Annotated in this window: 23 protein-coding genes and 1 other annotated feature; of the genes, 12 read left to right on the plus strand and 11 right to left on the minus strand. The window is 42.1% G+C overall.

Annotation, left to right across the window (positions count from 1 at the left end; translation table 11 throughout):
- Positions 1 to 7: 7 nt before the first annotated feature.
- Positions 8 to 125: a sequence feature (16S ribosomal RNA rRNA prediction is too short), on the minus strand.
- A gap of 430 nt (positions 126 to 555) precedes the next feature.
- The 6 genes from msrQ to C0J08_RS14010 all read right to left on the minus strand — a co-directional run bounded on the left by msrQ (position 556) and on the right by C0J08_RS14010 (position 6,705).
- On the minus strand, positions 556 to 1,161 hold the full coding sequence (msrQ, locus tag C0J08_RS13985) for a protein-methionine-sulfoxide reductase heme-binding subunit MsrQ (RefSeq protein WP_249344303.1): 606 nt from the start codon (positions 1,159 to 1,161) through the stop codon (positions 556 to 558).
- Position 1,162: 1 nt separating this feature from the next.
- The gene (msrP, locus tag C0J08_RS13990; RefSeq protein WP_212652552.1) at positions 1,163 to 2,155 is read right to left on the minus strand and encodes a protein-methionine-sulfoxide reductase catalytic subunit MsrP; all 993 of its coding nucleotides are present in this window, start codon (positions 2,153 to 2,155) and stop codon (positions 1,163 to 1,165) included.
- 82 nt (positions 2,156 to 2,237) lie between these two features.
- Positions 2,238 to 3,008: a CDP-diacylglycerol--serine O-phosphatidyltransferase gene (gene pssA / locus C0J08_RS13995; protein ID WP_212652553.1), complete on the minus strand. Its 771-nt coding sequence runs from the start codon at positions 3,006 to 3,008 to the stop codon at positions 2,238 to 2,240.
- A 30-nt stretch (positions 3,009 to 3,038) separates the two neighbouring features.
- Positions 3,039 to 4,322, minus strand: coding sequence for a glutamate-1-semialdehyde 2,1-aminomutase (hemL, locus tag C0J08_RS14000; RefSeq protein ID WP_212652554.1), 1,284 nt, complete (start codon positions 4,320 to 4,322; stop codon positions 3,039 to 3,041).
- A gap of 121 nt (positions 4,323 to 4,443) precedes the next feature.
- A complete protein-coding gene (locus tag C0J08_RS14005; RefSeq protein ID WP_249344305.1) occupies positions 4,444 to 6,063 on the minus strand; it encodes a chloride channel protein in 1,620 nt (539 codons plus the stop codon).
- A 213-nt stretch (positions 6,064 to 6,276) separates the two neighbouring features.
- Complete coding sequence (locus C0J08_RS14010; RefSeq protein WP_212652555.1) at positions 6,277 to 6,705, minus strand: Lrp/AsnC family transcriptional regulator; 429 nt, start codon at positions 6,703 to 6,705, stop codon at positions 6,277 to 6,279.
- Between the two features lie 156 nt (positions 6,706 to 6,861).
- On the opposite strand from C0J08_RS14010, the gene yjeH reads away from it, so the two are divergent.
- Positions 6,862 to 8,139, plus strand: coding sequence for an L-methionine/branched-chain amino acid transporter (yjeH, locus tag C0J08_RS14015; RefSeq protein ID WP_212652556.1), 1,278 nt, complete (start codon positions 6,862 to 6,864; stop codon positions 8,137 to 8,139).
- A 64-nt stretch (positions 8,140 to 8,203) separates the two neighbouring features.
- Positions 8,204 to 8,716 carry an S-ribosylhomocysteine lyase gene (gene luxS / locus C0J08_RS14020; RefSeq protein WP_212652557.1) on the plus strand — a complete coding sequence of 171 codons (513 nt, stop codon included), beginning with the start codon at positions 8,204 to 8,206 and terminating at the stop codon, positions 8,714 to 8,716.
- Between the two features lie 79 nt (positions 8,717 to 8,795).
- Here the strand turns inward: luxS and C0J08_RS14025 are convergent, their stop codons facing one another.
- The 5 genes from C0J08_RS14025 to C0J08_RS14045 all read right to left on the minus strand — a co-directional run bounded on the left by C0J08_RS14025 (position 8,796) and on the right by C0J08_RS14045 (position 11,907).
- The gene (locus C0J08_RS14025; protein WP_212652558.1) at positions 8,796 to 9,431 is read right to left on the minus strand and encodes a LysE family translocator; all 636 of its coding nucleotides are present in this window, start codon (positions 9,429 to 9,431) and stop codon (positions 8,796 to 8,798) included.
- Positions 9,432 to 9,836: 405 nt separating this feature from the next.
- On the minus strand, positions 9,837 to 10,214 hold the full coding sequence (locus tag C0J08_RS14030) for a hypothetical protein (protein ID WP_212652559.1): 378 nt from the start codon (positions 10,212 to 10,214) through the stop codon (positions 9,837 to 9,839).
- Between the two features lie 119 nt (positions 10,215 to 10,333).
- Entirely contained in the window at positions 10,334 to 10,786 is a 453-nt protein-coding gene (locus C0J08_RS14035) for a DUF7079 family protein (protein ID WP_212652560.1), read from the minus strand.
- A 107-nt stretch (positions 10,787 to 10,893) separates the two neighbouring features.
- The gene (locus C0J08_RS14040) at positions 10,894 to 11,169 is read right to left on the minus strand and encodes a hypothetical protein (RefSeq protein WP_212652561.1); all 276 of its coding nucleotides are present in this window, start codon (positions 11,167 to 11,169) and stop codon (positions 10,894 to 10,896) included.
- A gap of 99 nt (positions 11,170 to 11,268) precedes the next feature.
- The gene (locus tag C0J08_RS14045) at positions 11,269 to 11,907 is read right to left on the minus strand and encodes a hypothetical protein (RefSeq protein ID WP_212652562.1); all 639 of its coding nucleotides are present in this window, start codon (positions 11,905 to 11,907) and stop codon (positions 11,269 to 11,271) included.
- 578 nt (positions 11,908 to 12,485) lie between these two features.
- Between C0J08_RS14045 and C0J08_RS14050 the strand changes: the two genes are divergently transcribed.
- The 10 genes from C0J08_RS14050 to C0J08_RS14095 all read left to right on the plus strand — a co-directional run bounded on the left by C0J08_RS14050 (position 12,486) and on the right by C0J08_RS14095 (position 25,083).
- The gene (locus C0J08_RS14050; protein WP_212652563.1) at positions 12,486 to 14,090 is read left to right on the plus strand and encodes a GMC family oxidoreductase; all 1,605 of its coding nucleotides are present in this window, start codon (positions 12,486 to 12,488) and stop codon (positions 14,088 to 14,090) included.
- 14 nt (positions 14,091 to 14,104) lie between these two features.
- Positions 14,105 to 15,586: an NAD-dependent phenylacetaldehyde dehydrogenase gene (locus C0J08_RS14055; RefSeq protein ID WP_212652564.1), complete on the plus strand. Its 1,482-nt coding sequence runs from the start codon at positions 14,105 to 14,107 to the stop codon at positions 15,584 to 15,586.
- 163 nt (positions 15,587 to 15,749) lie between these two features.
- Positions 15,750 to 16,649, plus strand: a complete 900-nt coding sequence (gene feaR, locus C0J08_RS14060) for a transcriptional regulator FeaR (protein WP_212652565.1) — start codon at positions 15,750 to 15,752, stop codon at positions 16,647 to 16,649.
- A gap of 479 nt (positions 16,650 to 17,128) precedes the next feature.
- Positions 17,129 to 18,268 (plus strand): ornithine cyclodeaminase family protein, encoded by a 1,140-nt coding sequence (locus tag C0J08_RS14065; protein WP_212652566.1) that lies wholly within the window; start codon positions 17,129 to 17,131, stop codon positions 18,266 to 18,268.
- 59 nt (positions 18,269 to 18,327) lie between these two features.
- Positions 18,328 to 18,750: a RidA family protein gene (locus C0J08_RS14070; protein ID WP_212652567.1), complete on the plus strand. Its 423-nt coding sequence runs from the start codon at positions 18,328 to 18,330 to the stop codon at positions 18,748 to 18,750.
- A gap of 21 nt (positions 18,751 to 18,771) precedes the next feature.
- A complete protein-coding gene (locus C0J08_RS14075) occupies positions 18,772 to 20,064 on the plus strand; it encodes an NAD(P)/FAD-dependent oxidoreductase (RefSeq protein WP_212652568.1) in 1,293 nt (430 codons plus the stop codon).
- Between the two features lie 32 nt (positions 20,065 to 20,096).
- Positions 20,097 to 21,476 carry an APC family permease gene (locus C0J08_RS14080; protein WP_212652569.1) on the plus strand — a complete coding sequence of 460 codons (1,380 nt, stop codon included), beginning with the start codon at positions 20,097 to 20,099 and terminating at the stop codon, positions 21,474 to 21,476.
- A gap of 77 nt (positions 21,477 to 21,553) precedes the next feature.
- Entirely contained in the window at positions 21,554 to 22,633 is a 1,080-nt protein-coding gene (locus C0J08_RS14085; protein ID WP_212652570.1) for a methyl-accepting chemotaxis protein, read from the plus strand.
- Between the two features lie 70 nt (positions 22,634 to 22,703).
- Positions 22,704 to 23,537 (plus strand): helix-turn-helix domain-containing protein, encoded by an 834-nt coding sequence (locus tag C0J08_RS14090; RefSeq protein ID WP_212652571.1) that lies wholly within the window; start codon positions 22,704 to 22,706, stop codon positions 23,535 to 23,537.
- A 136-nt stretch (positions 23,538 to 23,673) separates the two neighbouring features.
- On the plus strand, positions 23,674 to 25,083 hold the full coding sequence (locus C0J08_RS14095; RefSeq protein ID WP_212652572.1) for an aldehyde dehydrogenase family protein: 1,410 nt from the start codon (positions 23,674 to 23,676) through the stop codon (positions 25,081 to 25,083).
- Positions 25,084 to 25,107: the final 24 nt, after the last annotated feature.

Here is a 25,107-nt window from a genome sequence, read left to right on the forward strand (position 1 = left end):
TAATCTTACGCAGGCTCATCTAATAGCGGAAGGTCCGAAGATCCCCTCCTTTCCCCCTNAGGGCGTATGCGGTATTAGCATGCGTTTCCACATGTTGTCCCCCTCTACTAGGCAGATTCCTACGCGTTACTCACCCGTCCGCCGCTCGTCATCTTCTAGCAAGCTAGAAATGTTACCGCTCGACTTGCATGTGTTAAGCCTGCCGCCAGCGTTCAATCTGAGCCATGATCAAACTCTTCAGTTAAAAAGTTTGCTTACTCAAAATCTATTACACTAACAATAACTTAATCGACTCACTGNCCCNAAGAACAACAAGCCAACATAAAGCGAATTGACGTGTTAGACGTTTCGCAAGACTTCAATTTTTTTGATCCAAAAGGATCTTCTGAAGCCTCCAGCGAGCGCCCACACAAATTATCTGATTATCTATTTTAAAGAGCGTCTGATCCTTCGTTCAACGTCTTACCTTAGTAAGTGGCAAACTCTTGTTTGCTTCGTTGTCCGTGTCAGTGGGGGCGTATAATACCGTCTAAAACTTTTAGCGCAAGTACTTTTTTAAGTTTTCTTAAAATATTTTTTATAAGTTGGAAGTGTCGGTATTTTTACTATCAAGAGCGGCACTAAAAACACAGTGAAATAGACAGCCAGAGAGACATCATCTTTAACTTGCCACCACAGATGAGCAATAACCCCAATAGCTGAAAGATACATCAAGCGATGGAGAGGCTTCCACCTTTTACCTAATCTACGAATCATCGACTTTGTGCTTGTTATCGCCAAAACCGCCATAATAACGAGAGCGGTAAATCCCACATAAATATATGGCTTTTCAATCAAGTCAGAACTAATCCAATTCCAACTCAATCCTGCAAATAAGACTAGATAAATGATGAGGTGAAGCAGACCATAAAAAAAGGCAGTCAGCCCAATGAAACGACGATATCGATTGATAGACCTAAAGGGTTTTAATTTTCCAATTGGCGTCATTGCCATAACAGCAACCACACAAACAGAAGCCCATATTCCACTTAACCTCATCAATAGCTTACCTGGGTCGGGAAAATATTGCCCCATCAATAAAGAGATAAACATCCAAAGAAACGGCAAACAAAACAGAATAAAAATATACGGCTTTTCTTTTCTATCCCAAAATGTCGACACGTTAATAGTTCCTTTTCAGATCCATACCCTTATAAAGACTTGCCACTTCTTCCTCGTAGCCATTAAACATCTTTGTTTCAATGACATTAGGAAACAGCACACCACCCGGAAGCCTACGTTCTTGACCTTGCGACCAACGAGGATGATCTACATGGGGATTCACATTGGCATAAAAACCATATTCACTTGGCGCCAACATGCTCCATGTCGTTTCAGGCATTGTTTCAACAAAGCGAATTTTCACGATGGACTTAATACTTTTAAAGCCATATTTCCATGGTATAACCAACCGAACAGGGGCACCATTTTGATTAGGCAATACACTCCCATACATACCCACAGTAAACATAGCAAGAGGGTTCATTGCCTCATCAATTCTCAACCCTTCTCGATAAGGCCAATCTAAACCACCACCTTTTTGACCAGGCATTTGCGTTGGATCATATAAAGTTTCAAAGTAAACATACTTGGCTTTTGATGTAGGCTCAAAGCGTTTGAGCACAGTGGAAAGAGACACTCCAAGCCAAGGAATCACCATCGACCACGCTTCTACACAACGAAGACGATATATACGTTCCTCCAACATCGACTCTTTAATAATGTCATCAAGGTCAAAAACGCCTGTTTTCCCAGCTTCACCTTCTACGGTTATAGTCCAGGGAGTTGTTTTGAAGTCTGAAGATCGATCCTTAGGGTCACTTTTCCCATAACCAAATTCGTAAAAATTATTATAGGAAGTCGCAACATCATAAGGCGACACTTTTTCATTTACTCCATAAGGTGTCTCAACAATATTTTGAAATGTTGACTTAAGAGCGGGAGGCGGCGAGAGAGGGTTTCCTTCTTGAAGTTCGGCATTCACTTGACCTATTGCCCCAACCCCCAGAGCAATACTACCTGTGGCCTTCATAAACTGGCGACGATTGAGATAGACAGATTGATCCGTTACTTCAGACTCAGAACAGTCAGAAGTTTTTTTATTAAAAATGAGCATTGCGTGTCCCCTTCAATAATTAAAGATATTGACAGAGGATCACGCAGCTAGTTCAAAACTTCGTTAATAAACCTAACTTCAATTAACGAAACCGTTTAAACACAACACCAAGTAATCCCCATAAACCATACAAACAAAAGACTCCCATCATGAGTAAAGCAGGTTCTAGAGCAATCAATACCAACGCAAGTACAGCGATTAACAAAACAACAAAAGGAACTCGTCCTTTTAAATTTAAATCTTTGAAGCTTCGGTACTTCACATTACTAACCATCAACAAGCCAGTAACTGGAACAATGACAGCCATTAAAGTAGCCAAGCTTTCCCCAGATACACCTGTATCATTTGCCGCCCAAATAATACCGGCAACAATTGCAGCAGCCGCTGGACTAGGCAAGCCAGTAAAATAGCGCTTTTCTTCCACACCCAGCATAGTATTAAATCGAGCTAAACGAAGAGCAGCACCAACAGCGTAGATAAATGCCGCAACCCAGCCCACTTTACCCAATGGAGCTAAGGACCAGGTAAATACAACTAAGGCTGGAGCAATCCCAAAGGACACCATATCCGCAAGAGAATCATACTCCGCACCAAACGCACTTTGTGTATGAGTCAAGCGAGCTACGCGCCCATCCAAACCATCAAATACCATAGAGATAAAAATTGCGACAGCCGCATTAATATAATCTCCATTCATAGCTGCAATTATTGAGTAAAAACCAGAGAACAATGCGGCGGTAGTAAACAGGTTCGGGAGTAAGTACACTCCCTTATGTGGCTGTTTCTTTTCATCACCAAGGTCTAAATCTTCTATCTCATCAATGGGTGATTTTGTTTCATCGTCGTTAGACACGTTATAAACCTTCCTAATTTTCACAGGTATTTATGCTAGCTTCGCAAAAGAGCGTTTAGCTGCTTCTATGGTGTAATCAATATCTTCTTCTGTATGTGCTTGGGAAATGAACCCAGCTTCGAAAGCGGCAGGGGCAAAATATATACCTTCGTCTAACATATAATGGAAGAACGCTTTAAATTTATCCAAATCACACTTTTGGACATCAGTAAACGTCTGGACAGCTTCAGCTTCAGTAAAAAAGAAACCGAACATACCACCTACACTTACCACACAAAACGGAACGTTAGCCTCATCTGCTGCTTTTTTTAATCCAGATACCAAGCGACTCGCTTTAGAACCTAAAGCTTGATGAAAACCTTCTTCAGATATTTTATTCAGAACCGCTAAACCAGCCACCATTGCAACAGGATTACCCGACAAAGTACCAGCTTGATACACTGGACCTAACGGAGAAATACACTCCATGATTTCACGTTTGCCGCCAAAAGCACCGACAGGCATACCCGCGCCAATTACTTTGCCTAATGTTGTTAAATCAGGCACGATACCAAAGTGATCTTGAGCCCCACCCAGTGCAACTCGAAACCCTGTCATAACCTCATCAAAAATCAACACAGCGCCGGATTCATCACACACTTTACGCAACGTTTCAAGGAAACCTTCAACCGGCAAAATACAATTCATATTACCCGCTACTGGTTCGACAATAATACAGGCAATTTGATCACCTATTTCAGCAAAACAGCGAGTGACCTCTTCGATATCATTATATTGAAGAGTAATAGTATGCTGCGCTAAATCAGCCGGCACACCTGGAGAGTTAGGCACTCCAAGGGTTAATGCGCCAGAACCCGCTTTAACAAGCAAAGAATCGGAGTGCCCATGATAACACCCTTCGAATTTAACGATTTTGTCCCGTCCTGTATAACCTCGAGCTAAACGGATCGCACTCATTGTTGCTTCAGTTCCAGAATTCACCATACGAACCATATCCATAGAAGGAACAAGCTCACAGACTTTCTCTGCCATGGTGATTTCTACCTCTGTTGGCGCACCAAAGCTCAAGCCAAAATCAAGTTGTTGTCTAACGGCATCTAGCACATCAGGGTGAGAATGCCCAAGAATCATAGGCCCCCAAGAACCAACATAATCTATATAGCGTTTTTTATCTTCATCATAAATATAAGCCCCTTCCCCTCGCTGGAAAAATACAGGAGTACCACCGACACCGTTGAAAGCTCGTACTGGAGAATTCACTCCGCCAGGAATACGATGTTGGGCACGTGCGTATAGATTTTCTGAACGACTCATATTTATTCAAACCCCATAACTAATAATGTACAAAAGCAAGCAACCTTCAAAATGTAAGAAGCATTACTGACTATAAAAAAAGAAACCTAAGAACTAATAAACAAATACCGACTAAACCCTACTATTGATCACTTTTTAACAAAAATTGATCAAGACGGTTACGAGAAACCAAACTAAACGAAGAAGCCGTTACCGTCACCAAAACTTCTGGCAAGCCATGCTTTTGAAACCAACCAAGCATTTGTTCTAGCGAAGAAGGTTCATCAATCACCGGGACAAACGTAGACTCTAAAGCTAAAGATAAATCCATCTTCACACTGTCCCCCTCTGCAGCCAACCATAATTGAGGCCCCTGATCTAACTTACTCAACGCATCCAATATAGCCACCCGCCGAACAAGATGATGTTCATTACCTATCTTGAATACAACGTAGTCTATCATACTCGACGCTAAATCTTTTACCTGCTCAATGGGCACATATTGGGGAAGGAACAAAACATCTTCAGCAACAGGTTTGACCGTATGATGTCGTAAATAACGCTGAAATGGGCTTACCGTCGAAGACATCCCCATATAACTCAACCGTTCAACAAAAACAGATTCTTGATGAAAAAAAACTCTCATCAACAAACAGGCCAATACAACCACAAATAATGCTGGAACAATCACTGAGGAAGAATGGGTCATTTCTATAATAGCCACCAGTGCTGTTAGAGGTGCCTGAAAGCAAGCTGCCATCATGGCAGCCATACCTAACAAAGCAAATAGAACCATGTCCGCTTCATTGTTATCAAATATTAATGCCACCTGAATACCTGCCAAGCCACCAATAATAAAAGTAGGTCCGATCATACCTCCAGGTATTCCTAAGCCAATAGTAAAGGCTGTCAAAACTGTTTTTACAATGATCAACAAGAACAATGAATAGACGATCAAATCACCAGATAACAAGCGAGTAAGAGATAAGTACCCACTACCTAACACTTCAGGCAAGTAAATTGCTAACACAGATGTCACCAGCGCAACGAATAAAAAACGCGCCCAAACGGACAACCCACTCAAACGCCAAAGGCTTTTTTGTGTATGCAAAAACAAAGCTGATAAAAAAACAATAAATGCGACCAAAGCAAAGCAGGCATAAAAAAGATCCAGAGAAAGAGAAACCGACGAAATACTTTCAATACTAAAAACATCTAAAGGGCCAATCAGGTTATGACTTATCAAAGTCGCAATAACCGAAGAGAGCAAAACAGGCAAAACATACTGCTGCCTGTATTCTAAAAAAATCACCTCAAAAGCAAACAAAACACCAGCTAAAGGTGTTTGAAACACCGCAGAAATAGCCCCGGCGACACCACAAGCCAACAATGTTTCAACACCATATTGAGGCAATTTAGCCTTTTCTGCTAAATAGCCTCCGAGAGTGGCTCCAAGGTGTACTGCTGGTCCTTCTTTACCAATAGAAAGCCCACTGATTAAACCGATTGCGGCTGAGAAGAACTGTACAACAGCATTCCAAATAGGCAGATTACCATTGTGATAATTCAGTCTCTCCACCACATAAGGTACCCCAACCTTATGGAGCCTAGACGGCAGCAGACTAAAAATTATTGCTAAAACAACACTACCAGCCAACACTAAACCAACACGCCATTCAACTGGCAAGGATTCAAAAGAGTCAAAGTCTTCACCAATCCAATATCGTGAAGGCAAATAGATAACAGCATAAAAAAACGCCATTAATAGGCCGCTTAACAATCCACACAAAGCACCAAGAACAGCTAAAATGAATAGATCATCATAAGACCTAGCTTTACTAGACCACCTTTCCTTTAGATTTAAAACTTTCAGAAGACCACTCCATTTTTGGTGAGAAGAGTAAATTATCTAAAATTTCACTCAATCAAATAAATGACGTATTTACAACCACGCAGCGACAAGCTCCAGTAATAATCACCAGCGATCTAGGCGTTTAGCAAGACACATATGTGTCACCACTTTATGTAGATTTGGCCAAGTCTCCATTTTTTCCCGTATTTCATTCAACCTGTCCATTGAAGAAGTCTGAACCAATAACAGCAAATCAAGATCTCCACTAATCGAGTGGGCCAGTTTCACTTCTGGAATACTACTAATCAAGGGCAATACCTGTTCACAAGATAAAGGCCTAAAGGTCAAAGCAATATAGGCACTCACACCTTCTTCTTTTGAAACGGAAGTGTGTGCATGATACCCCGTAATCGTTTTGTTATCTTCCATACGACGAATGCGCTCAGTCACCGCAGAACGAGATAAATTAACCTGGCGACTGATATCTGAGACAGAAAGTCGAGCATCATCTACCAGTAAAGCCAATATTTTTTGATCATAATGATCCGCCACTCACACCCCCTTTATTATTAATTATTCAACTTGACGGTCATTCCGGCAAAATGCGCCTTAATGGGGTCAACTTGCATAGCGTATAACGAATATAAGTATTTTATCCTTGGCGAAGATAAATAACAGCCACTGAATCTAACAAGTACAGGCAAACAAATGACTCAATACCAAAAAACTCTCGGCCCTCTCCAAGGTATCGCCATGACAGTAACCACCTTTATTGGAACTGGCCTAATGATATTACCAGCTATGTCTGTTGCAGAAGCAGGCTCTTTTGCTTTCTATGCTTGGCTAATTACCGCCGCTATGATTATTCCTATAGCCTTTGTATTTGCTTTACTTGGATCAAAGTACCCTTCTGCTGGCGGAGCATCTCACTATCTAGGTCGAGCTTTTGGCTCGCGATATGAAAAAGCCGTTGGATGGTTATTTTTAAGCATATTATTAGTAGGTCCTGCCGTCGCCATTAAAGTTGCAGCAGCCTATTTAACCATTATATTTCAAACGTCTGATCAATGGATTCTCGCTTTTAGCCTCTTAACCCTAGCTGGCATGCTTTTCTTTGCTATTGTTGGTATGAAAACCTCTGCTAAATTCCAAACAGGTGTCGTTATAGTGATGATTATTGCCATTGTATGGCTTTGCTTGATTGGTGATATTTCAGACACTGGTCCAATTATTGAATCTCCAACAACCATGGTTGAGTGGCAACAAACACTGTATGCCACAGGCGTTATATTCTGGTGCTTTTTAGGGATTGAAGTCATGGCTCATATGGGGGCCGAATTCAAAAACCCAACCAGAGATTTTCCAATCGCATTACTAGGTGGCATCACCATCGTTATTCTTGCCTACTTAAGCTTAGTCCTGCTCATTGCTTGGCATCATACATATGGCGATGAAGTGACAAACAGCCAATCCCTAGCATTGTTAGTGAGTAAGCTAATAGGCGAAACCAGTAGTCGATTTTTTGCACTTGGAGCTTATATTATCGCCTTCGCTAACGTCGCCATTTACATTTTAGGTTTCTCTCGCATGGTGCAATCTATGGCCCAACAAGGAGCCTTACCTAAAACCTTTATCGGACTGAATAAAAATGGCGCCCCAGATAAAGCCGTGTTTTTAGTGGGGTTTATTACCCTCCTTTCCATCGTGCTTTCCGAAGTGTCGGGCTGGAAAATGTCTTGGTTCATTGAAATGACCAATGGCAGTTTTTTATTGATTTATACTTTAACCTGCATTGCCGCTTTTAAATTAGTCAATCGGGCCGCCCAGTTATTGGCCGCTATAGCCCTAATTAGCTGTGGCTTGATGGTATTTTTTATTGGCCAAAGCATGTTATTCGCAGTTATCGCTTTTTGCCTAGCACTCAGCTACGAATATTTACGCACACCAAAAAGACCAATCAAAGGACCGAAACTTCATGTACAATAACGCCAACTAATATCCCCGTTTATAAAGCAACAATAATTTTGTTGAGTTCAGTAGGAGAGACTTTATGCCATTATTAGACAGCTTTCGTGTAGATCATACACGCATGCATGCACCAGCAGTCCGTGTCGCTAAATCCATGTCGACCCCAAAAGGCGATGACATCACAGTATTTGATTTGCGTTTTTGCGTACCAAACGAAGAAATTCTTTCCGAAAAAGGCATTCACACACTAGAGCATTTATTTGCAGGTTTTATGCGTGAACACCTAAACAGTGACAATGTCGAGATTATTGACATCTCACCAATGGGTTGCCGTACTGGTTTTTACATGAGCCTAATTGGTACACCTTCTGAAGATAGCGTAGCCGCTTCTTGGAAAGCCGCAATGGAAGACGTACTGAAGGTAAAAGCTAAGGCAGATATTCCAGAGCTTAATGAATACCAATGTGGCACATACGAAATGCATTCTCTAGAAGAAGCGCAAGCAATTGCTAAAATGATTCTAGACCGCGATGTGAAAGTAAACAGTAACGAAGAGTTGTACCTAAGCGAAGAGTTCTTGAAAGAACACAGCTAAGCACTGTTCTACTATTAGAATGAAAAAAGGTGGCCATTGAGCCACCTTTTTTCATGTACATTTAAAATTGCTTATTTTTTTAAGAACGTGTCGCCGTTGCAAGAAAAGCACTCGCCAAAACAAACACACTGCCCATACCGCGATTAAGGTTTTTCATTCCTTTAGAACTTCGAATCAAGCGGCGAATTTGCTTACCACTCATGGCATAAACATAAGCCGCAATAAACTCCGTACAGCAAAACGTTAATCCCATCCAGAAAAACTGCATAGGTACAGGCTGATTAAGATCAAGCATCTGAGGAAAAATAGCTGTAAAAAGTAATACGGCTTTAGGGTTACCAATTGCCACTAAAAACTCTTGGCGCATTCTCGCTAGATGATCTCGCTTAGCTTTAGTCCCCACTTCACTTTCATGCTCTTCAAGAACAATAGCGGCACTGCGCCATGTTTTAATACCAACATAAAACAAATAAGCGACACCAAACCACTTAATCACACTAAACCAAAAGGTAGAAGAAACGATAATGGCCCCTAAACCTAGCGCAGAAATTAACATCAAGATGCCAAAAGCCAGATTTCGTCCAACAACAGCGATCACGGCATTCGTTGCCCCAACCTGGATTCCATTATGCATAGCAGTAAAATTATTTGGGCCTGGCCCTAAAGACAGCAACATTAACAAGGGCGCGATAGCTAACCAAACACTAAATGTCATAACAATAAATTCTCTTTATATCATGCTAAAAATGATCAATTTTGATCCTAAAATTTGGCGCAACTGTACAGTCAAATAATTCGCTTGTCAGCCTATTTTTTAGCCTTTTCAGTGATAAAAAAGTGAATATATTAAGATGCCGAAAAATCAATTAGTTGGGATAGATATAAATAAAATAAAGCGCTGAATTTGTGCTTATATTGACATACTGCCGCAATCACAGGCTGAAGTTTGAGCTCCATAGACTGATGAACCAAACCTGCCGATTTACCCACTCCGCTATAACACTCAGCTTTTCACCAGCGGAAGCTAACATAGAGACGCACAGACACTCACGTTTTTATAAACAAAGTGTTTTGCAAGAACACGTCCAGAGGAACACAGAAACGGTGTTTGACAAAATTGCTATGTACCTTTGTATGCAAAAGCCTCAATTAAACCCTCTTTTATATTTTCGTTTTTCGTTCTTTTTATTAGATTTCTAACCACAACATCTGAGTTACTTGAAGTAAGCTCGTATATCACGTCGATCATACGGTCTGTATAGGATGTATTTTCATCAAAGTTCCTTTCCACCCACAAAGCGATAATATCGCTGACTTCACTTGAGAACCCCACACCTGAATATCTATGCTGACCGATATTCCACAACGCCGTTGCCACATCATAGACTTGTTCTTTTTTAAATGCGCAATCCAATTGCATTATTTTCGCCGCCAACAAATTCCCCTCGTCTTCTGTAATGGAAGTATCCAAATTTAGCGCTTGCTCAAGCAGATCCATTGTCTATTCCTACTACCCGTAACACTTTGCTAAGGGACAACCGCAACGCAGTATAAATGGTCCCGAGAAAGCCACGCTTTTTACGAAAAGAGTGTACTTAAACAATTTATTAGATGCTTTTACCACAAACGCCACCACGTTCTAGACTCTCGTTTTTTATTGGCAGAAATTTCGCCACATGCCTCCAATAACGGCTCACTTATACTACTTGGCATATGGCAACAGACCTTTGCCCATTCTTGTTTCGTCATATCTATGAGCGAATCAACGGATATAAGTCCCCAATCAGTCATGGTAAAGGAGTCTTGGCTCATGACAGACAAAATTCTTTCTTTTAACCATTCAGGATTAAAACCAGCCCACTCTCCAGCAACAATACGAAGGTTATCTCCAACAGCTGGTAGAACCTCCTTCCATAGAATGTCATGAATTTCTTGTGGTTCATAACCGGACTCAACAACAACTTTGGCAATATATCGGTAAGTGATCGCGTCCAGCTCTGTATCCAAGAAGAGATCAGATAAGGCGTTCCATACTGGAAACCTCTTATCGATTTCACTTTCAGATAGCATTAATACTTCCTAGACGCCTAACGCAAAGCTCTTTTGCATTTTGGTTGAAATGAAGTTTCGGAGAAATTAGCGTAGCCATATTAGAATGGAGCCTATTGTTAGGCTCTTTAATCACCTACTGGTTGAATTACGATACCGCCAAATCGCGCTTCATCCGCCCAACACTTTTTACCTGCTACAAAACAAATATGGCTATCACGAACCTCTCCAGTATCAATATATCTTGCCTCGAACCCACCAGATAAAGACACATTGTGGAATTGTAGAGACCTACCATCCTCACTCAAAGGGGTTTCCGCACAAGAAGAACAGATGTAGTTTGGATATCTTGGATTATACTGTGTCTCACTTTTACATATGGGGCAATGTTGCTTGTCTTCCATTCGTTTTTTCTCCTTTGCTTGAATCACGCTCGTATTTTCGACTAATTTGAAGTACTGCGCAAAACTAGTCCGACACATGCGCTTGTTATATTTAGGTGCCTACCAATTGATGACTAATGGCAAAACTGGGCGTAAGTCTTTAGACAATCCACTACGTCCATTATCCAACGTAAGCATTACCATATGCTCATTGCCAAGCTTAATATCCAGTCTATCGGCCGTTTGTAGTGTAAACAGCGTATCTGACATTTTTCCTAGTGGCACAGATACTTGAACGTTACTGATAGATTTAAACGTCCCTATTTCTTCAGTCCTACTAACTGGACCAACAAAAGGAACATAAATGCACAAAGGCTCTTCTAATATTTCAGAGTTATCTCCAACATGAAACGCATTGGGTGGCTCAAAATAATCTGGTTGATATGTCCACCCGTTAAACGGCATTCCCATTTTTGCGTCGTTAGTTCGAGTCAGAACGATTCCAAACGGTGATGCATTTTCTGTCTGTATCCGTTGAGGAAATCTCAAATTTTTAGCTGGACCATTATTAGATTCTTCACTATCACGTACGTATAGTATTTCGAGCATTCCATTAGAAAACGCAAATCGACGATTTGAAGTTCCCTGCCCCTTGTGATCACGACTAAAACTTTCATCGAGCCCCATCGAAACCAAAAGATCACCCGCTTCTTTTGGTTTATCAGTAAGTATAAAAATGTGATCTAGCTCTAAATCCACGACTCAACTCCTTTGAAAATATAACCGTTTAATTATACGCATGCGCACTTACACATTGATCCACAACTCGTTATTTCTGATATTGAGATTCTTATTCACTGATACTACAAGACTTTATTATTTACAACCAACACAGATTGCCCCCCTACTTTATTGCAACCGCATGCGGTGACTTAGTCTATGCTCTAGTTGCCTTTTATCTGCGTTGGCAAAGTATCGCTTAAAGCGCAGGACCCTCTACAACATGTTTCCGACAAAACTATTAACCCTGTCGTAATGGCTTTTGCAAACCTAATCATAATCAATTTCATACTAATTAATGAGACAACCTTGATCGATTTAGATACGCCCAGTCAGTAAAAGCACCATAGCAAAAATCCTTACTCTCAATTCCATTATAAAATGATCTCGCTCTTGTCAGAATGTTTCTCTTTCCCTTCTCTAGCAAACGATCTTTCTTATAGCACTTAATAATTGGCAAAAAATGCCATTTCTTTGGCACCGATTGCCATGCAACAAATCAAGGCAAATGCGTTTAATGAGGAAACATAAAAAAAGATTATAGAGAGGAACATAAAATGAAAGAGTTTGATTACATTATTGCAGGTGCAGGATCAGCGGGTTGTGTGGTTGCAGCACGTCTTATCGAAGCCAACGCTGGATCCGTGCTTCTGCTCGAAGCTGGCGAAAAAGACAGCAGTCTATTTCACAAAATACCCGCCACGGTTGTGAAGGTTTTCCAGCAAAAATCTTGGCCTTATATGACAGTGCCACAAACTGAGTGTGATAACCGTGAAATGCTCATCGCACAAGGTAAAGTATTAGGCGGTGGCAGCTCTGTGAATGGCATGATCTATATTCGCGGTCAAAAACAAGACTACGATGACTGGAAGGCTATCTGGGGATGTGAAGGCTGGGGCTATGAGGATGTATTACCATTTTTTAAACGTGCCGAAGCCAATGAAAGCCTTGGTGACAAGTATCATGGCGAGACGGGGGCCGTTCCCGTCAGTGAAAACAGATATCGTCACCCGTTAACACAAGCTTGCATTCGTGCCTGCCAGCAAATGGGCTTACCTTACACTAATGACTTTAATGGCGCATCTCAAGAAGGCACCGGCTTTTATCAAACCACCACAAAAAATGGCGAACGTGCCAGCACTTCGCAAACCTACCTTAAATCCGTCATTAATAATCCTAACCTCACGGTTATGACCGATGCGCTTGTTCACAAGGTAAATATCGAAGGCGATGTTGCCTCGGGTGTTGTCTATTCAATAAAAGGTGGTGAAGCGATAACCGCAAAAGCGCGTAAAGAAGTCATTATTAGTTCAGGCGCTTTTGGCAGCCCGAAAATTCTTATGCTGTCTGGCATTGGCCCGGTGGAACATCTTAAAGCCATGGGCATTGAACCTAAGATAGACCTTCCTGTGGGTAAGAACTTCCACGACCACCAGCACATGTCGATCAACGCCACGACCAAAGAAGACATCAGTATTTTCAATGAAGATAAAGGCTTATCGGCCGTGAAACATATGATGCAGTGGATGACGACTCGCTCAGGCTTACTCACCAGCAACATTCTGGAAGGCGGTGCCTTTATTGATAGCGAGAATGTGGGTCGCCCTGACATTCAATTCCACTTCCTTCCTCTGCTTGATAATTTTGACAATACTCCTGGTGAAAAGCCCGAAGCAGAAGGTCATGGTGTTTCAATCAAGGTCGGTCATCTACGTTCAAAGTCCCGTGGAGAAGTCCGCCTAAAATCCAATAATCCAAGCGACTTAGTCGAGATTGACGCTCAAATTTTGTCTCACCCTGATGATGTAAAAAATCAAATTCGCGCGGTTCAAATGGGACTAAAAGCCATGGAACAGCCCGCTTTAAAAAACATCATCAAAAAAGTAGTCGAGCCAAATAACATTGCCATCGATGACACAGACGCATTGGAAACCTTTGTACGTCAAAACATCAAAACCGTCTATCACCCTGGCGGGACCTGCAAACTGGGCACGTCTCGAAGTGACTCCGTCACGGATTTAGAACTCAAGGTTCACGGCACCAAAAACCTTCGTGTCATGGATCTCTCTATTTGCCCACAAATACCAAGTGGTAACACCAACGCCGTTGCCATGATGATTGGTGAGCGTGGCGCGCACTTCACACTACATTCTTCCAATTAAGGAGCGACAAGATTATGTCCGACATTTCATTATTAGACGCCACACAAGCTTTTTTGAAACAAGACCATGGCCAATTCATTAATGGTCAAAAAAACGCCTCTGGCGATAGCACCTTTAATGTTATTAACCCTTCTACAGAAGCCGTTATTGCTAACATCCACAGTGCAACCACTCAAGAGGTCGACACTGCAATCGAGTCCTCCTATCAAGCCTTTAAAGGCGCTTGGGGGAAAACATCACCTTATACTCGCGGTGTTGTGCTCAATAAATTGGCGGATTTGATTGAGCAAAATGGGGAAGAAATTGCTCAACTAGAAACCTTGTGCAGTGGTAAATCTATCCACCTTTCACGCATGTTTGAAGTACAACAAAGTGCGATGTTTTTACGCTACTTCGCAGGTTGGAGCACTAAAATAAATGGTGAAACCATGACGCCTTCATTCCCTTCTATGCAAGGTGAAGAATACAGTGCTTTCACTCGCAGAGAAGCCATTGGCGTTGTCGCCGGTATTTTACCTTGGAATTTCTCAGTGATGATTGCCTGCTGGAAGATCGGTGCGGCACTTTGCACGGGTTGTACTATTGTCCTTAAACCAAGTGAGTTCACACCGCTGACTATTTTACGCATTGCTGAGCTAGCAAAAGAAGCGGGCGTACCAGATGGTGTTCTAAACATAGTCAATGGCAAAGGCGATGTGGGTGGTCAGCTTATTCAGCACCCTAAAGTACGCAAAGTCTCATTTACCGGCTCAGTCGCGACCGGCAAGAAAATTAGCGCAGCCGCTTCCGCTGACTTAACTCGCTGCACGTTAGAATTAGGTGGTAAAAACACCGCGGCAATTTTAAAAGACGCGGATATTGATCGGGTTGTGGGCGGGCTTTTTCAGTTAGGTTACATTCACCAGGGTCAAGTCTGTGCCGCACCAGAACGTGTTTATGTACACTCCTCTCGCATTGACGAATTAACCACTAAACTCGCGCAAACGTTAAGCGAGGCCAAAATTGGCTCCCCACTTGATGAAAGCGTTTATTTCGGCCCTCTCTCTAACGAACCGCAATTCAATAAAGTATGCGAATACTTAGAGGTTGCTCACAAAGAAAGCCGCGTGTTACACGGTGGTAAAGCCATTTCGGGGAAAGGTTTCTTTGTGGAACCCACGATAGTGCAAGCGTCCAGTGTCGATGAAACGCTCATGCAAGAAGAGACATTTGGCCCCATTATCAGCTTTATGCCTTATGAAGACGAAGAAGAGCTTATTGATTTAATCAATAACACGCCATTTGGCTTAAGCAGCAGTATCTGGACCAACAACTTATCTCAAGCCATGCGAATGATACCGAAAATTGAATCTGGTACAGTTTGGGTCAATATGCACTCTATTCTTGACCCTTCTGTACCATTTGGGGGCACAAAACAATCTGGTGTCGGCCGAGAGTTTGGTCGTGAGTTCATCAATGACTATACCGAAGTCAAATCCGTCATTATGTGCTACTAAAACTAGGGAGAAACCTGCAAACGATTAGAGCTTGACATAGTGCGAATTTAGTTGGAACAATACTTGCTAAAAAGTTTACATTTCAACTAAATTCGCATGACTCTTAAGGCTCTTATCATCAACAAGTCGAGAACCAAAGAGCCCTGCATAATGGGAGAAAGAAATGCTCGACTTAGATCGCTGGGAACATTCTGTCCATTCTATTTGTGGCAACTTTGACACTCAGCCACATCGCAACATCCCTTTTATCGGCAATATGAGACTGGATAATCATAACGGTTTAGGTGTTGCTCATATCGAAACGAACGCAGAAAAGATAATCCGTTCTAAATCTACCTGCCAAGACGACAAACACTATTTTGTCATCCTTCAAAAAAAAGGCACTATGGGCTTTTCTTGGTCAGATAATAAAGACCTCTTGTTACCAGGCGAAATCGCCCTTATCGATTCATCTTTGCCTTACGACATGCACCCCCAAGGGCTAATACAACAAATGTCCGTACACTTACCAAAAGCTTATGTTGATAGCTTATGCTCTACACACGCACAACACAGAATAACCAAAATTGCTCAGAACCGTTCCAGCAGTCAAATGCTGCTGACCATGCTACGTCAATTGGCCAATACCGATGACCAAACTCCCTCTTTTCAGGAAGATGGTGAAGCGCTGCAATACGCCATTAGTGCGCTAATCAAACCTTCTCTTGAGCATACGAATAATGATTCAACCTCTTCGATGAAAGAGCGAGCTAAACAACACATATTGCGCCTTTTAACAGAAGAGAGCCTGAGCCCAGACCATATAGCAAAAGCCATGAATATGTCGAAAAGATCCCTTTACCGACTCTTTTCAGAAGAAAATTTCAGCATAGCTCAATTTATTTTACAAATGCGCATTGAAAAATGCTGTGAAGACATGCTGACGGCGGATGCAATGAAACAACCATTATCGATAACAGAAGTGGCTTATCGCTGGGGCTTTTCAGACGCATCACAACTGTCGCGAGCCTTTAAACGAGTAAAAGGGATGTCTCCAAGTCAGTGGCGACACAGCCAATCCTAATGTGACTCATGCAACCACATTATTATGTATCAGCCATACCTTGCAGCCTGTCAGTCACAATAATGAATCAAGCCCTGTACTCCATTCGCCATGACAAACTAGACACAGCTTTCGATTATCAAAAAGACGGTAAAGCTCGACAAAAATAGACTCTCTATAAAATTTATTTGCTTTACGCTCGTATGAGAAAAAACTTCATCACAAGATAAAAGCCACTTTAAAAAGCGCCAAAAAACCTAAATTTTCGTTAAAAATGCATGCATCTATCGCGTTTTCTTCAACAACAATCATAGATGCAAAGTTATTAATTAACTTTATACCTATGTCGCAAAAATCCAATACTCGATAAACCATCAGGTCTAGCATGAATGTTAAGACCAATCCTGATAAAGATTTTTGCCAAATAAGTTGTACTTATTTTTGGGATATCTACATCGGGTGGAGGCAAAAAATAACAACTAACCTTCTTGGGGTACTCTATGACTGACTCTACAAAAATCGATTTTATCTACCTTTCTGAACCAGACATGATTAAAGCTGGTGTAACCGATATGGCAGGCTGTGTTGACACCATGGAAGAGATGTTTCAACTTCTCTACAAAGGCGATTACCGTATGGCGGGTCCAAACAGTGACTCACATGGGGCAATGATCACCTTCCCTGAAGAGCCTGAATTTGAAACCATGCCAAAGCACTCGCCTGATCGCCGGTTAATGGCAATGCCAGCGTATTTAGGCGGTAACTTTCAAACATGTGGTGTGAAATGGTATGGCTCCAACATTGCCAACCGTGAAAAAGGCTTACCTCGTTCTATCTTGATGTTTACCTTGAACGATGCTGACACTGGCGCGCCTTTAGCTCACATGTCTGCAAACTTACTGTCTGCTTACCGTACTGGTGCCGTTCCTGGTGTGGGTGCTCGTCACTTGGCTCGTAAAGATTCCAAAGTCATCGGTTTGCTTGGCCCAGGTGTAATGGGCAAAACATCCGTCGCGGCTTTTATGGCGGTATGCCCTAATCTGGATACCATTAAAATCAAAGGCCGTAGCCAAAAAAGTCTTGATAATTTCATTACTTGGTTAAAAGACACCTATCCACAAATCTCTAACATTCATATCGTTGACACACTAGAAGATGTCGTACGCGATGCAGACATCGTGACTTACTGTAACTCTGGTGAAACGGGTGATGTGTCCGCCTACCCTGAAGTAAAACGCGAATGGGTTAAACCGGGCGCTTACCTTTCAATGCCTGCTTACTGTCGTCTCGATGAGGCAATGGAACAAGACGATGTCAGAAAAGTGGTGGATAACCCTGGTCTATACGAAGCATGGTTTGAAGAAGTGCCTAAACCAGCACATAAATATATCCCAGTCATTGGTGTGCGCTTTATGGACATGATTGCCGCAGGCGAAATGACCGCAGACCAACTTGAAGACCTTGGCAAAATTACCGCAGGTGATGCACCTGGCCGCACAAATGAAGAAGAAATCATCATTCTATCCGTAGGTGGCCTACCTGTTGAAGATGTTGCTTGGGGTACACAAATTTACCGTAATGCCTTAGCAAACAACATTGGCGTGAAATTAAATCTCTGGGAAACACCAGAATTATTCTAATTCTAGCGTGCCACCTGACGGCAGGTGGCACTGCACTTGAACACTATTGAGAGACAAAAATGACAAGCTTAAAGAAAGTAAAAACTGGCTCAAAATTCGAAGAAATTGGCAGCTACTCCCGTGTTGTTGCGGTTGATAATTGGATCTATGTTTCCAACACGGCAGGACGCAGTCCAGAAACAAAGGAAATTCCAGAAGACATTATTGAGCAGACTGGGCAAGTATTTAAAAACATCGAAGCGGCTTTAGCCTCTGTTGATTCTTGCCTAGGCGATGTGGTGATGTCTCGTGTTTTCATCCAAAACCCAGAAGACACGCACGCGGTGATGACTTACATTGGCTCTAAATTCAAAGGCATTGACCCTGCTACAACCGTTACTTGTCCGCCTTTAGGCTCAAACGTTTATAAAGTAGAAATCGAAGTAACGGCTTATCGCAATGCATCAACGATGGATGTTGAGCAGATAACAATTTCTCAATAGTTTGATAACGGGAATTGCGATATGACAATCACTCTCGAAAAATTCGATACGCCAAACGACCTTCCAACCTCAACAACCGTTGTCATCATCGGTGGCGGGATTGTTGGCGTCACAGCAGCATTAACCCTAGCTGAGCGAAATGTCCCGGTCGTTCTAATCGAAAAAGGACATATTGCCGGCGAGCAATCTTCTAGAAATTTGGGTTGGATACGCAAGACCAGCCGTCATTTTGAAGATGTCCCTATGGCCATGGCGGCGGATAAATTATGGAAAGACATGCCCAATCGTGTTGGCCATGATTTAGGCTATAAACAAGAAGGCATACTCTTTCTAGCCAGCTCTGATGAACAAATGAGCATGCATGAAAATTGGCTTAAATCCGTCGAATCCTTAGATCTTGACTCTAGAATGCTAACGCCGAAAGAAATTGACGATAAGGTTCCTGGCGGAAAAGGCAATTGGAAAGGTGGTATCTATACACCGTCTGATGGTCGTGCAGAGCCATCAATTGCCGCCTCAACCATTGCCAAAGCCGCCATCGCTAAAGGCGCTATTATTGTCCAAGATTGCGCGGTTCGAATGCTCTCTACGTCGGGAGGCAAAGTCAGCGGAGTTGTCACTGAAAAAGGTGAAATTCGTTGCGAACAAGTACTGCTTGCGAGCGGCGCTTGGTCAAGACGCTTTTTAGGAAACCACGGTATAACACTACCTACTCTTCCTTTAATTTGTTCTGTAATGCGTACCAAGCCAATGGAAGGACCAACGGATATTGCGGTTGGCGGCCCTGACTTTTCATTCAGAAAACATAAAGATGGTGGCTTCATTGTGACCCAACGTGGCGCCTTAGATGCACCAATTACCCTTGATCATCTCACCATCGGTTGGCGTTATTTATCACAGCTACGTGCTCAACGAAGCTTTTTACGCATTTCATTCGGAAGCCATTTCTTTAAAGACCTTGCCATGAAACGAAAATGGCACGCTGAAAGTAAAACGCCTTTCGAAGATATCAGAACGTTAAACCCTAAACACAACCCGAGTTTAAACAACGAAGCGATGACCAACCTACGGAATGCATGGCCAGTTTTCAATCAAGCAGAACAGGAAGAAGCATGGGCGGGTGTCATTGACATTACTCCTGACTCAAATCCTGTGATTGATCGTGTCGCCGACCTTCCTGGACTGACTATAGCCACCGGCTTTTCAGGCCATGGTTTTGGTACAGGCCCAGCAGCAGGACAGTTAGCCGCGGACATTGTTTTAAATTCAAGCCCCCTTATCGATCCACGACCATATCGGTTCGATCGTCTTTAATAAAAAAAATAACCTATCGAAGGAACTTCAAAATGAGCGAAAATAATAAATCAAATGAAGCTTATCTATCCGGTACCAAAAAACTCGGCTTAATTAGTATGATGGGCATCTGCATTGGGCTAGTAATAGCCCAAGGCGGTATGATCTCTGGCCTACAGGGTATTGGTATTGGTGGAACCACTTTTGTCGCCGCATTGTTAGCCGCGTTTCTGATTGCGCAGTTTAACGCTATGAGCTTTGCCGAATTGTCCTTGATGTTTCCACAAGAAGGTACTCTTGCGACCTATACCCAAAAGGCTATAGGTCACTTCCCTGCCATCGTCGCGGTGTTTTCCGGTTATGTCATTGTGGCCACACTGGCTGTCCCTGTTGAATTATTCCTTGTCGATGCCATGCTTGGACAATTATTTCCGAGTGGATACATAGAAAAATCCGCACCGATACTCATCCTAGTGGTACTCACCATTACCAACTTAGTCGGTGCAGATGTATTTTCCCGTGTACAAAACTTGCTCGCGTTCGCTTTGATCAGCGCGCTTATCATTCTTGGTCTTGCTGCCGTCACTGGCGCGAGTGAACCGCATCCACAGCTTACTGGCGGAACAGTAAATTGGGGAATGGGCGGTGTCATGGATGGTAGCTTTATTGGCCTAATTGCTCTGGCGATGTGGTTGATGGTAGGCGTTGAATTCATTTGCCCAATGGTCAATGAAGTTAAAAATCCAGAAAAGAATATTCCTCGTGCAATGCACTGGTCACTATTGTTAATTTTGGCGGTGTTCTTATTGTTCATCTATGGCGCAAGTCTATATATGGACGCTGCGGCACTAACCTCTTCACCAATTCCATACCTAGACTATGCTCAAGCCGTATTTGGTAAAAGCGGGCTATTGATTGCGACTATCATCGGTTTAACAGCGGCTTGTAGCTCCGTGAACACCTTGCTAGCCGCTATTCCAAGAATGCTGCACGGTATGGCGATGCAAAAGCAGGTATTTCCACAACTAAAGTCTCTTAATCGATACAACACGCCTTGGGTTGGCATCATCATGCTAGCGGTATTCATGGCGATTCCATACTTGGCATTCAGCATTGATTACCTAATCACCCTAGTGATTGCAGCAACAACAAGCTGGTTATTGGCTTACATTGTGACGCACATTAACGTTATGGTGCTTCGTCATCGCTACCCTGACTTTAAGCGTCCTTATAAAACGCCTTTCTACCCATTGCCACAAATCATCGGCATTATCGCAATGATTTATGTTGCTCTAAACAATTCACCTTCTCCTGAAATGACAAACACGGTCTTTTCTATCACCGGTAGCATGCTGTTAGTGGTAGGCATCATTGCCGCTTTATGGGTAAAACTGTATATGAAACGCGGTTTGTTTGAGCCAGATATGGATTAAACCTTTTGCTTTCGGTGTTTCAGGGGTGTTAGCCCTTGAAACACCGAAAGAGAGATTCCCGTTGTAGTAGGTTGATTATGTTTAATAATAATAAAAAACGCATTGCAGAATTAGAAAAAGAGTTAGCAGAGTCGCACAAGCAGAATAGGCTGTTAGAAAACGAAATTCATTCAATACGCACACAGAAAACAGAACAGGTCGTTCATGACAGTTCCCTTGATAACCAAACCCTTGTACTCATAAGTAACCAAAAATCGATCATTGACACCACATTAGCTGAAATCAACAAGATCTCAGATGAATTGTTTGAACCTATGAGTGCTTCTGAAGGCACTAATGAAAGCATCGAACAAAATACCCTACAGATTCAAAACCTCACGGAGAAAATGACAGAAACGGCTCTTAAAGCCCAACAGAGTCAAGCAGAAATTAACGCCTTGAAAGACATCACAGGCGAAATAAAAGGCTTCATTGAGACCATACAAAGCATTTCAGGACAAACCAATTTACTCGCTCTAAATGCCGCTATTGAAGCAGCACGAGCCGGTGAACATGGTCGCGGATTTGCCGTGGTCGCCGACGAAGTTCGATCGCTTGCCAATAAAGCCCAACAATCTAGCGAAAACATTTCCACTCTGGTGATTCGAATTGATGATCGAACCTCTCAAGTTGGTCAACAAATAGAGAAATTACGTCTTTCTGTAGAAGAAACGCATTCCAGCTTCCTAGACTTAAAGGCATCTTTTTCAAACACGGCCATCAATACAAAAAGCCTCATGACATCGGGTTATCTTTCGATGGCATTTGCCCATACCTCTTCCTCCATCCTTGAACTCAATCAGTGGAAATCAAACTGCCTAATCAACCTCTTAGAAAACAACACAAACTCTAATGATAACAATTTGTTAGATACGCATTTTGCAGACTGGTACTACAAAGGTACTGACAACGAGTTTGATTTTAGGTCCAATCAGAGCTTTATGGAAATCCATGAAAAAATGGAAAATATCAAAAAAATTATGGCCGCGTTAACAGAGGATAAGGAATTGCCCTTGGATAAAATTATCGAGGCAGATCAAGAAGTAACAAAAGAAATAGCGAGCATTAAAAGCTGTATGGATTCTGTGCAAAGTTACCTTTTCGATAAAATCATGTAAATCCGCCGATTCTTACAATACAAACTCAGCTCCATATACTTCAATTAAAAGAAAATAATAAGGAGCTGCTATGAACAGCATACATGAAGAATTTAGCATTGCGAATATTCGGTCTAAACAGCCCTGGTTTGTATTTTGTTCAGCTGGAGAGTATTCGGTGAAAATTTCACGAGTACCCTTTATATCTCATTTCTACAGCTTTGAAGCACAAACATCAGTGGATGTGATTAATGCCATCCCAGATGGCTGTATTGATATTTTATTCGATTGCGACAGCACAAAACCGTCGGCTATCGTTTGTGGCACAACACTCGAAGCACAAAGTGTCGACTTTATTAATAAACATCGCTACTTTGGCGTTAGAATGTCGCCCGCCTCCATTCCAAGTTTTCTTGATATTTCCGCTTCAGAATTAGTTAACCAAAGACCTAACTTTAATGAGGCTACCCATAAAATAAGTGATCTATTTGAAAAAATAGTGAGTCAGGATTCCTTTACGAATCAGGTGACAATTTTTTCAGACTTCCTCATTAAATATGGAATCAGAAAACACTCTGCCCTCACTCAACAAGTGATAGCTCATATTTTCCATTTAAAAGGCAACGTGCAGATACAAAATATTGAGGCACTTACTGGCTACACAAGCCGAACCATTCAACGGCAATTTATCAGTGATACAGGCATCACACCAAAAGCTTTCTGCCGCATTGTTCGTTGCCAGTATGCTCTTTACAACATCAACCTAAACACCCAAATAAAACCATCTGATATAGCCTACAACCTTGGTTTCAATGATCAATCTCACTTCTCGCGAGAATTCAAATCATTACTTAACACCACACCAAACAGCTATATCAATCATTTAAAAAACAGCGCTTACATAGAGAAAATCCGTTTCCATTAAGGCTTATCGAGTATGAAGAAATATTTAAGAATGTCTGATTTTTGCAATACTTAAAAAGATCAATCAACTTAAATTAATTGATCATCGAGATGAACGTAATTGAATAAAAATAAAAATCACGCAGTGGAGTTTAAAAATGAAAAACTATCATTTAATTAGTAATGGCCAAGCAATCACTACTCTTGATACATTCAAGGTCTTCAACCCATCTACATCAGAGCTAGTTGCAGAAGCCCCAAAAGCGACGTTAGAACAATTAAACAGCATCATTCAAAGTGCTCGTGATGCCTTCCCACAATGGTCTTCTCTAACCCACTCAGAGCGTCAGAACTACATCAATAAAATTGCTGATGTACTAGAGCAAAATAGCGAAGAGATCGCTAAGATTATCACCAAAGAGCAAGGTAAACCAATTGGCGCATCACTTGGCTCTATGTTTGAGATTGGTGGAGCGATTGCCTGGGCGCGCTACACAGCAACCCTAGAGACGCCTGTTAAAGTATTACAAGACGACGAAAACGGTCGAGTAGAATTGCACCGCCGTCCATTGGGTGTAGTTGCTTCCATAACCCCATGGAACTGGCCTGTGCTAATTGCTATTTGGCACATTATTCCAGCCTTGCTAACTGGTAATACAGTAATCTGTAAACCATCGCCTTATACACCGCTATCAACACTACGCATGATAGAGTTAATGAACTCAGTATTACCTAAAGGTGTGATCAATAGCGTTACCGGCGGTGATGAATTAGGTGCTGCACTGTCCAATCATCCTGAAATTAATAAAGTGGTATTCACCGGCTCTACTGCAACAGGCAAAAAAGTCATGTCTTCTGCAGCGGATACTCTGAAACACCTAACGCTTGAACTAGGTGGCAATGATGCTGGTATTGTATTACCAGATTGCGACCCAGAAGCCATTGCTCCAGGATTATTCTGGGGTGCATTCATTAACAATGGTCAAACCTGTGCTGCTATGAAACGCCTATACGTTCATAGATCCATTTATGACCAAGTCTGTACTTCATTAACCAATTTTGCAAAAAGCATTAAAGTGGGCGATGGCTTTGAAGAAGGCGCAGAACTTGGTCCCGTTCAGAACCAGATGCAGTTTGATATCGTTAACCGTCTTGTTAAACAATCCGTTGAGCAAGGTGGCAAAGTGCTACTTGGTGGTCCTTTAGACAATCCAAAAGGCCTTTTCTTCCCAATCACTTTAGTTGCGATTGAAGACAACCAAAACCCATTGGTACAAAACGAACAGTTTGGTCCTGCTTTGCCAATCATTCCTTACGATACCGTTGAGGAAGCCATTGCCATGGCGAATGACAATGACTCTGGTTTAGGTGGATCCGTTTGGTCAACAGACAAAGCTAAAGCCGCTAGCATTGCAGCAAAATTAGAGTGTGGTAGTGTTTGGATCAATAAACACGGCGCGGTTCAACCTAACTCACCTTTTGGTGGTATTAAATCATCAGGTCTTGGTGTGGAGTTTGGTGAAGAAGGCTTGTTAGCTAACACTAACATTCAGTGCATATTGTCATAAAATAAACTGGTCGCCTAACTAAGT

Origin of the sequence: Marinomonas sp. CT5 (genome assembly GCF_018336975.1) — a bacterium.
In the GTDB taxonomy this organism is placed as follows: domain Bacteria; phylum Pseudomonadota; class Gammaproteobacteria; order Pseudomonadales; family Marinomonadaceae; genus Marinomonas.

Bases quoted from the DNA above. Each gene is read 5' to 3' on its own strand.
- C0J08_RS14005 (WP_249344305.1), bottom strand. From the start codon at position 6,063: ATGGCGTTTTTTTATGCTGTTATCTATTTGCCTTCACGATATTGGATT.
- C0J08_RS14085 (WP_212652570.1), top strand. From the start codon at position 21,554: ATGTTTAATAATAATAAAAAACGCATTGCAGAATTAGAAAAAGAGTTA.
- C0J08_RS14070 (WP_212652567.1), top strand. From the start codon at position 18,328: ATGACAAGCTTAAAGAAAGTAAAAACTGGCTCAAAATTCGAAGAAATT.
- yjeH (WP_212652556.1), top strand. From the start codon at position 6,862: ATGACTCAATACCAAAAAACTCTCGGCCCTCTCCAAGGTATCGCCATG.
- hemL (WP_212652554.1), bottom strand. From the start codon at position 4,322: ATGAGTCGTTCAGAAAATCTATACGCACGTGCCCAACATCGTATTCCT.
- msrP (WP_212652552.1), bottom strand. From the start codon at position 2,155: ATGCTCATTTTTAATAAAAAAACTTCTGACTGTTCTGAGTCTGAAGTA.
- feaR (WP_212652565.1), top strand. From the start codon at position 15,750: ATGCTCGACTTAGATCGCTGGGAACATTCTGTCCATTCTATTTGTGGC.
- C0J08_RS14065 (WP_212652566.1), top strand. From the start codon at position 17,129: ATGACTGACTCTACAAAAATCGATTTTATCTACCTTTCTGAACCAGAC.
- luxS (WP_212652557.1), top strand. From the start codon at position 8,204: ATGCCATTATTAGACAGCTTTCGTGTAGATCATACACGCATGCATGCA.
- C0J08_RS14080 (WP_212652569.1), top strand. From the start codon at position 20,097: ATGAGCGAAAATAATAAATCAAATGAAGCTTATCTATCCGGTACCAAA.
- C0J08_RS14095 (WP_212652572.1), top strand. From the start codon at position 23,674: ATGAAAAACTATCATTTAATTAGTAATGGCCAAGCAATCACTACTCTT.
- C0J08_RS14050 (WP_212652563.1), top strand. From the start codon at position 12,486: ATGAAAGAGTTTGATTACATTATTGCAGGTGCAGGATCAGCGGGTTGT.
- C0J08_RS14035 (WP_212652560.1), bottom strand. From the start codon at position 10,786: ATGCTATCTGAAAGTGAAATCGATAAGAGGTTTCCAGTATGGAACGCC.
- C0J08_RS14030 (WP_212652559.1), bottom strand. From the start codon at position 10,214: ATGGATCTGCTTGAGCAAGCGCTAAATTTGGATACTTCCATTACAGAA.
- C0J08_RS14055 (WP_212652564.1), top strand. From the start codon at position 14,105: ATGTCCGACATTTCATTATTAGACGCCACACAAGCTTTTTTGAAACAA.
- C0J08_RS14075 (WP_212652568.1), top strand. From the start codon at position 18,772: ATGACAATCACTCTCGAAAAATTCGATACGCCAAACGACCTTCCAACC.
- C0J08_RS14090 (WP_212652571.1), top strand. From the start codon at position 22,704: ATGAACAGCATACATGAAGAATTTAGCATTGCGAATATTCGGTCTAAA.
- C0J08_RS14025 (WP_212652558.1), bottom strand. From the start codon at position 9,431: ATGACATTTAGTGTTTGGTTAGCTATCGCGCCCTTGTTAATGTTGCTG.
- C0J08_RS14040 (WP_212652561.1), bottom strand. From the start codon at position 11,169: ATGGAAGACAAGCAACATTGCCCCATATGTAAAAGTGAGACACAGTAT.